At 54.7% G+C, this 7033-nt stretch carries 5 protein-coding genes; 4 read left to right on the top strand and 1 reads right to left on the bottom strand.

Annotated elements, in window-relative coordinates:
• Nucleotides 1-75: 75 nt before the first annotated feature.
• Nucleotides 76-966 (bottom strand): LysR substrate-binding domain-containing protein, encoded by an 891-nt coding sequence (locus ACR0LL_RS18950; protein ID WP_480588738.1) that lies wholly within the window; start codon nucleotides 964-966, stop codon nucleotides 76-78.
• Nucleotides 967-1086: 120 nt separating this feature from the next.
• Between ACR0LL_RS18950 and ACR0LL_RS18945 the strand changes: the two genes are divergently transcribed.
• From ACR0LL_RS18945 to pbfA, 4 genes are all read left to right on the top strand, one after another.
• Nucleotides 1087-2274: a 2-aminoethylphosphonate--pyruvate transaminase gene (locus ACR0LL_RS18945; RefSeq protein ID WP_480588737.1), complete on the top strand. Its 1188-nt coding sequence runs from the start codon at nucleotides 1087-1089 to the stop codon at nucleotides 2272-2274.
• Between the two features lie 18 nt (nucleotides 2275-2292).
• Nucleotides 2293-3537 carry a phosphonoacetate hydrolase gene (gene phnA / locus ACR0LL_RS18940; protein ID WP_480588736.1) on the top strand — a complete coding sequence of 415 codons (1245 nt, stop codon included), beginning with the start codon at nucleotides 2293-2295 and terminating at the stop codon, nucleotides 3535-3537.
• Between the two features lie 3 nt (nucleotides 3538-3540).
• Nucleotides 3541-5004 (top strand): phosphonoacetaldehyde dehydrogenase, encoded by a 1464-nt coding sequence (gene phnY / locus ACR0LL_RS18935; RefSeq protein WP_480588735.1) that lies wholly within the window; start codon nucleotides 3541-3543, stop codon nucleotides 5002-5004.
• A gap of 106 nt (nucleotides 5005-5110) precedes the next feature.
• Nucleotides 5111-6463 (top strand): (R)-1-hydroxy-2-aminoethylphosphonate ammonia-lyase, encoded by a 1353-nt coding sequence (gene pbfA, locus ACR0LL_RS18930; protein ID WP_480588734.1) that lies wholly within the window; start codon nucleotides 5111-5113, stop codon nucleotides 6461-6463.
• Nucleotides 6464-7033 lie beyond the last annotated feature (570 nt).

The following is a 7033-nucleotide window of genomic DNA, read 5'->3' as shown; positions in this document are numbered from 1 at the left end:
ATCAAAAGGCATCCTGGCCCGCACACAGGCCTGGCGCAGCAGGTAATCCACACAAAAACTCAATATCCCCGCAGATCACATATCTGCGGGGGTTTCCTTTTCCTTATGCACCCGCTCCGCAAAATCCATAAACGCACGTATGATCTTGACGTCACGACGCTGGGAAAGGGAAATCATGCTCTCACCCATTTGCAGATTCACACCCTTCAATTTGATTTGCCGCAATCGATCATCGTGCCCATATTCCGCCTGAGAAACAAAACCGATACCTGCACCCGAGGCAACAAGTTCGCGAACGGCTTCTCGGCCTTCAGCAACAATCGCCGGGTTTAACCTGATACCTTGTTTCTCGGCGGCTTCTTCCAGTTTCTCGCGTGTTTTTGACCCGTGCTCTCTGAAAATCAGGGGCAACTCGGCCAACTCTTCCAGGGTCAGGGTGGGTTTGGATGCCAAAAGCACACCCTGGCCAGCAAAGGCCACAATTTCAGTGGACCCCAAATTCAATACGTCCATGTCCTTGCCAGGAGACAGGCTGCCTACAACGCCGATCTCAGCATTGTAAGACCGAAGCTCTTCCAGGATTTCTTCGGTGTTGCCGGATCGCACAGTGATCGTGATTTTCGGATATTTCTTTTGGAACGAACCCAGAAAAGACGTCATGTGATGCGCTGAATCGGCAATAATCCTTAATTCACCATCGATCGCGGCTTTGGTTTCAGAGAGGTAGTCCTCAATCTGATCTTCGATCTCGAAATATTGTTTTGTGAATCTGTAAAGCTGTTCGCCTTCGGGCGTCAGGTTCACGCGTTTTCGTTCACGCTGGAACAGCAGCAGGTCGTGATCCTGTTCCAGTTTTCGGACCTGCTCGGAAATCGCTGGCTGGGTCAGATACAAAGCCTCTGCCGCACGGGAGAATCCCCCATGTTTGGCCACGTAATGAAAGGCTTTCAACTGGCTGTGTCGCATGGCAGTTCCCTGTAGATGCGTTCATAGGCTGCGCTTATGATTAGATTGATAATTGCAATTTCACATATAGCAAGCGTTGCTGCAATTGTGTTCCTGAAAACGCTGTTCTGGAGCCTGGTAATGACGCCATCCAAACCAAAATTAGAGCAACCGCGCCTTGGTGAACCCTACCTTTTGACGCCCGGTCCTTTGACAACGTCCTACGCGGTCAAAGAGGCAATGTTACGTGACTGGGGTAGCTGGGACGATGATTTCCGCGCCATGACGCGGGAGGTGCGGTCAAGCCTGCTGAACCTGCTTGGCGAGGGTGCCGACGCGTTCGATTGCGTACCGATGCAAGGCAGCGGATCGTTTTCCGTCGAGGCGATGCTGGCATCCTTTATTCCGCGAGACGGAAAGGCGTTGGTATTGGCAAATGGTGCCTACGGGCAGCGTTCAGCACAAACGTTGCAGTACCTGGATCGTGATCATGTTGTGTTGGACAAAGGCGATTACCTGCCGCCGAGGGGTGATGAGGTTGCGCGCATTCTCGCGGATGACCCGGGCATCACGCATGTCGTCGCAATTCACTGCGAAACCAGCTCGGGCATCCTGAACCCGGTCGAAGAGATTTCGGAGGTCACATATGCCGCCGGGCGCAAACTCTTGATTGACTCGATGTCCGCCTTTGGAGCGATTGAGCTCAAACCCACTGAAATCCGTTACGAGGCCATGGTGTCTTCGGCGAATAAATGCATCGAGGGCGTTCCGGGTTTCGGGTTCATCGTGGCGCGCAAGACCGAGCTGGAAGCCGCAAAAGGCAACAGTCATTCGCTGTCTCTGGATGTGTATGCGCAGTGGGCGCATATGAACAAAACGGGACAGTGGCGGTTTACCCCGCCGACGCATGTGGTTGCGGCCTTCATCGAGGCACTTCGGGCGCACACTGCCGAAGGCGGTGTTGCAGGTCGCGGTGCCCGCTATACCCGCAACCGGGACGTCATGGTCGCGGGCATGCGGGAACTGGGTTTCGAGACGCTGCTGGATAATCGTTGGCTGAGCCCGATCATCGTCACCTTCTTCTGCCCGGCTGATGAGAATTTCGTTTTCGATCAGTTCTACAACCGGATGAAGGAAAAAGGGTTCATTATCTACCCGGGCAAACTGACTGTCGTCGACAGTTTCCGCGTCGGTTGCATCGGCCAGATGGACGAAGATGTCATGCGTAAAGTTGTGATCGCTGCAAAAGAATCTCTGGAAGAAATGGGCGTGACAAGCGCTGCGCCTCCTCTCCGGGCACTGGAAGAACGCGCCAAGTTGGCCGCATAAAAATCAAGGAAAACACAGATGACCATTCAAACCCCTGTCGAAGCAAATGAGCGCGTCTACCCGACGCCCAAAGTGCCCGCAATCGCCATCTGCCTTGATGGATGTGAACCTGAATACCTCGACGTGGCGATTGCGAAAGGGCTGATGCCCAACCTCAAACGGATGCGGGAGGAAGGTACAGACCGTCTGGCGCATTCTGTTATCCCGTCGTTCACCAACCCCAACAATCTTTCGATTGCCACCGGGCGTCCGCCGATCGTGCATGGAATCTGCGGCAACTACCTTATCGATCCCGACACCGGTGAAGAGGTGATGATGAACGATGTCCGCTTCCTGCGCGCGCCGACCATCTTCTCGCAGTTCTATGATGCAGGTTTCCGCGTGGCGATGGTAACCGCCAAGGACAAACTTCGCGCGCTGCTTGGTGCCGGGCTGAAGTTTGACGAGGGCAGGGCGGTTGCATTCTCTTCTGAGCGTTCGGGCGAAACGACGCTTGAGGAACATGGCGTCGACAATGCCAGCAAATGGTTGGGCATGGACGTGCCCGAGGTTTACTCGGCCGAGCTGTCGGAATTCGTTTTTGCTGCTGGCGTCAAGCTGCTGAAAGAGTTCAAGCCTGACGTCATGTATTTGTCGACCACCGACTATATCCAGCACAAGTTTGCACCCGATCAAAAAGGCGCACTTGATTTCTACGCCATGTTTGACCGCTATCTGGGCGAGTTGGACGCATTGGGGGCCGCCATCGTGGTGACGGCTGATCATGGCATGAAGCCTAAGCACTTGGCCGATGGATCCCCTTCGGTCGTTTATGTGCAGGACCTGATGGACGAATGGCTGGGCAAGGATGCGGCACGAGTCATCCTTCCGATCACTGACCCCTATGTCGTGCATCATGGTGCACTGGGTTCGTTCGCGACCGCATATCTGCCGGATGGCGCGGATCAGAGCGACATCATTGCCAAACTCAAGGCGACCGACGGGATCACCCATGTGCTGACCAAGGCTCAGGCCATTGAACGGTTCGAATTGCCCGGTGACCGGATTGGCGACATTGTAATGGTTTCTGGCGAAAACATCTGCATCGGAACGTCCGAGCATCGCCACGATCTGGCAGCGCTCAAAGAGCCCCTGCGCAGCCATGGTGGTTTGACGGAACAAGAAGTTCCCTTCATCGTGAATCGTGTCATCGACCTGCCAAACCAACCCGTGCTGCGCAACTTTGATGCCTTTTTCTACGCAACTACAGCGGCGGCACAGTAAGCCATGAAAGACCAAACCATGTCGAAATTCGAAGTTCGTAACGAAGGAATGCGGATCGGTGGCGAGATCGTCTTTACCGAGAAAACCATTCCCGTTCTCTACCCGTACACAAACGAAGTTGTGGGCCATGTTCCCGCTGGCACCGCAGAACACGCACGCAGGGCTTTCGAAATCGCGGCGAATTACAAACCTAGACTGACCCGGTACGAGCGCAGCCAGATTTTGCAGCGCGCAGGCGAGCTGATCGGTAAAAAACGCGATTATCTTGCGAAATGGCTGACGTTGGAGCTGGGCATCTGCCACCAGCATGCGATCTACGAAACCAAACGCGCACAGGATGTTTATCAGTTTGCGGCGGCTGAGGCGCTAAAGGACGATGGCGAGATCTTTTCCTGCGATCTGACCCACAATGGCAAAGCCCGCAAGATTTTCACCACCCGAGAGCCGGTGAAAGCAATCAGTGCGATCACTCCGTTCAATCACCCTTTGAATATGGTCAGCCACAAAATCGCGCCATCGATTGCGACCAACAATTGCATGGTTTGCAAACCTACCGAACTGACGCCGCTGACCGCGCTGACATTGGCCGACATACTTTACGAGGCAGGCCTGCCGCACGAGATGTTCCAAGTGGTGACCGGCTGGCCGGCTGACATTGGCGGTGAGATGATTACCAATGAACATATCGACATCATCACCTTCACCGGGGGTGTGCCGGTGGGCAAGTTGATCGCTGAGAAAGGCGTCTACAAGCGGCAGGCGCTGGAACTTGGGGGTAACGATCCTCTGATCGTTCTGAATGACCTCAGCGATGCGGATTTGGACAAAGCCGCAACAATCGCAGTGGCGGGTGCGACCGGAAACTCCGGTCAGCGGTGTACGGCAGTCAAGCGCATCCTCGTGCAGGAAAGTGTGGCCGACAAGTTTGTGCCGCTGGTTCTGGAGAAGGCCAAGAAGATCAAATTCGGCGATCCGCAAGACCCCGAAACCGAGCTGGGGTGCGTGATCCACGACAAAGCCGCGGAGATATTCGAGAACCGCGTTCTGCAGGCTGAGAAAGAGGGTGCAGAAATCCTGTATCACCCGGGCCGTCAGGGCGCATTGCTGCCGCCTATCGTCGTCGACAAGGTTCCCCATGACAGCGAGCTGGTGATGGAAGAAACTTTCGGTCCTATCGTGCCAATCGTACGCGTGCCAGACAACGACGAAGAGGTGATGGCGATCTCGAATTCGACCGAGTTCGGCCTGTCTTCGGGGGTATGCACCAATGACCTGAACAGGGCCATCGCCTTTATCAACGGGTTAAATGTCGGCACCTGCAACATCTGGGAACAGCCGGGTTACCGCATTGAAATGTCACCCTTTGGCGGCATCAAGGACAGCGGAAACGGGGTGAAAGAGGGCGTTATCGAGGCGATGAAGTTCTTCACCAACGTCAAAACCTATTCGCTGCCCTGGCCCAACTAAACCTTGCGTCCTTTCCCCACAGACGGGAAGGATGCTTCAAATCCTCCCTGATACTGGCGGGCCTTCCGGGGCCCGCATCTTTTGATGACAGAAATGAGGAGCGGACATGCCACAGATTGTCCACACGGAAGGGGAATCAAACACATCCGAAGCGCGCAAGGCATGGTTGCGAAAGTCCATGGGGCCGAAGTCGGCACCTCTGCTCAAACGCGATGCGGATGTGTTCCTGCATCAATCTCTGTCATCACCCTGCGTCAGCACTATTGCAAAGGCCGAGGGGATCTGGATCGAGGATATGGAGGGTCGCCGGCACATGGATTTCCATGGCAACTCGGTGCACCACATAGGCTATGGGCACCCGCGTCTGATAGCCGCCATCAAAGCGCAGCTTGATGATCTTCCTTTTGCACCCCGCCGCTTTACCAATAACCCGGCAGTGGATTTGGCAGAAAAACTGGCAGATATCGTGCCTGGCGATCTGGGGAAGATGCTCTTTACCACTGGCGGCTCTGACGCCAACGAGGTTGCCCTCAAGATCGCGCGTGCCGCGACCGGTCGGTTCAAAACAATCAGCTTCTGGGATGCCTTCCACGGTGCGGGCTTCGGCGCCGCAAGCGTCGGTGGCGAGGCGACGTTCCGCAGTCATATAGCGGGTCCCCTCTTGTCGGGCACTGAACATGTCGCGCCCTTCGCCTGCTACCGTTGCCCATACAATCACGCGGGACCGGAAACCTGCGGGTTGGCCTGCGCGAAAATGGTCGAATATGTTCTGGAGCGTGAAGGAGATGTGGCCGCAGTCATAGCCGAACCGATGCGCGCGGTGCCCTATGTACCACCGCCGGGGTTTTGGAAATCCGTGCGCGAGGCGTGCAATCGTCACGGCGCGCTTTTGATCATGGATGAAATCCCGACCGGCCTTGGCAAAACCGGCAGGATGTTCGCCTTTGAACATGACGAGATCATTCCCGACATTGTGACGCTTGGAAAAGCGCTTGGCGGTGGTATCCTGCCCATTGCCGCTTGTGTTGCCCGCAAACAATTGGATGTCTGCGGGGATTTTGCCATTGGTCATTACACACACGAAAAGAACCCGGTCACCGCGCGGGCCGCTTTGACAACACTTCAGATCATCGAAGATGAGGGGTTGGTTCATCGGTCGGCCATGCTGGGTGAGCACGCAATTGGTCGTCTGATGGACGAACTTCAGAACGTACCCACCGTCGGAGACATCCGGGGAAGGGGTTTGATGTTCGGAGTCGAAATCGTTGATGATCGCGTTGAAAAGATACCGGGCAATGCGCGTGCCGAACGGATTTACTACGCCTGTCTGGAGGCCGGTTTGAGCTATAAGATCAGTCAGGGATGCGTTCTGACACTGTCGCCGCCGCTGACCATCTCACAAACGGATCTGGACCACGCAATCGACATTGTGATCGCTGCTATCAAGGCCGAGAGTTGACACGTCGGATCAGTCAAAACTCGCCAGTTCGTAAAAAGAGGCTAGCCGAGACAGCGACGAAGACCCCAAAGTGCGACGTAAGACAACGAGTCCGATGGCGCACGGCGTACAATAGAATTTGGATTTGGCCCATGGCGTTGTAATATCCAACTGCACTCAGGCTTCAAACGCTGACGAAAGTAACGGGAAAGGCAAAATCTTCAATTCGGCCTCTCGTACAAATGAGACTGAACAAACTGACTGGATTACAGGAACTCAAAATCAACAGAGCGGAGTCTTTCATGGTATCGAATGTAATTCAGAAGCTGAAAGACCTTTTGTTGCTGTGCTTTACAGATCGCAGCCCGTCGCCTTTGCAAAAAACTGAGAAACAAGATGCCGTTCAGCAGGCGACTACTTTTTACCTGCCATAGGGTATTCAATCTCCCTTTGCCGCGAGATCTTTGAATACAGATTTCACCAACTTGCCTCTGCCTTCACCCTTTCAGCTTCTTTGACAGAACTGGGAGCGCAGAAGTTCAGTTGGCGATCCAACGGTTCGCTAAGTTCTATGACCTGCCGCCACGACGC

The organism is Ruegeria sp. AI2, assembly GCF_056541275.1.
Note: the sequence above shows the minus strand (reverse complement) of the source record. Positions and strands in the feature narration are given on the sequence as shown.

Excerpts from the sequence above, each read along its gene's own strand:
- phnY (WP_480588735.1), top strand. The coding sequence starts at position 3,541 with ATGAAAGACCAAACCATGTCGAAATTCGAAGTTCGTAACGAAGGAATG.
- phnA (WP_480588736.1), top strand. The coding sequence starts at position 2,293 with ATGACCATTCAAACCCCTGTCGAAGCAAATGAGCGCGTCTACCCGACG.
- ACR0LL_RS18950 (WP_480588738.1), bottom strand. The coding sequence starts at position 966 with ATGCGACACAGCCAGTTGAAAGCCTTTCATTACGTGGCCAAACATGGG.
- ACR0LL_RS18945 (WP_480588737.1), top strand. The coding sequence starts at position 1,087 with ATGACGCCATCCAAACCAAAATTAGAGCAACCGCGCCTTGGTGAACCC.
- pbfA (WP_480588734.1), top strand. The coding sequence starts at position 5,111 with ATGCCACAGATTGTCCACACGGAAGGGGAATCAAACACATCCGAAGCG.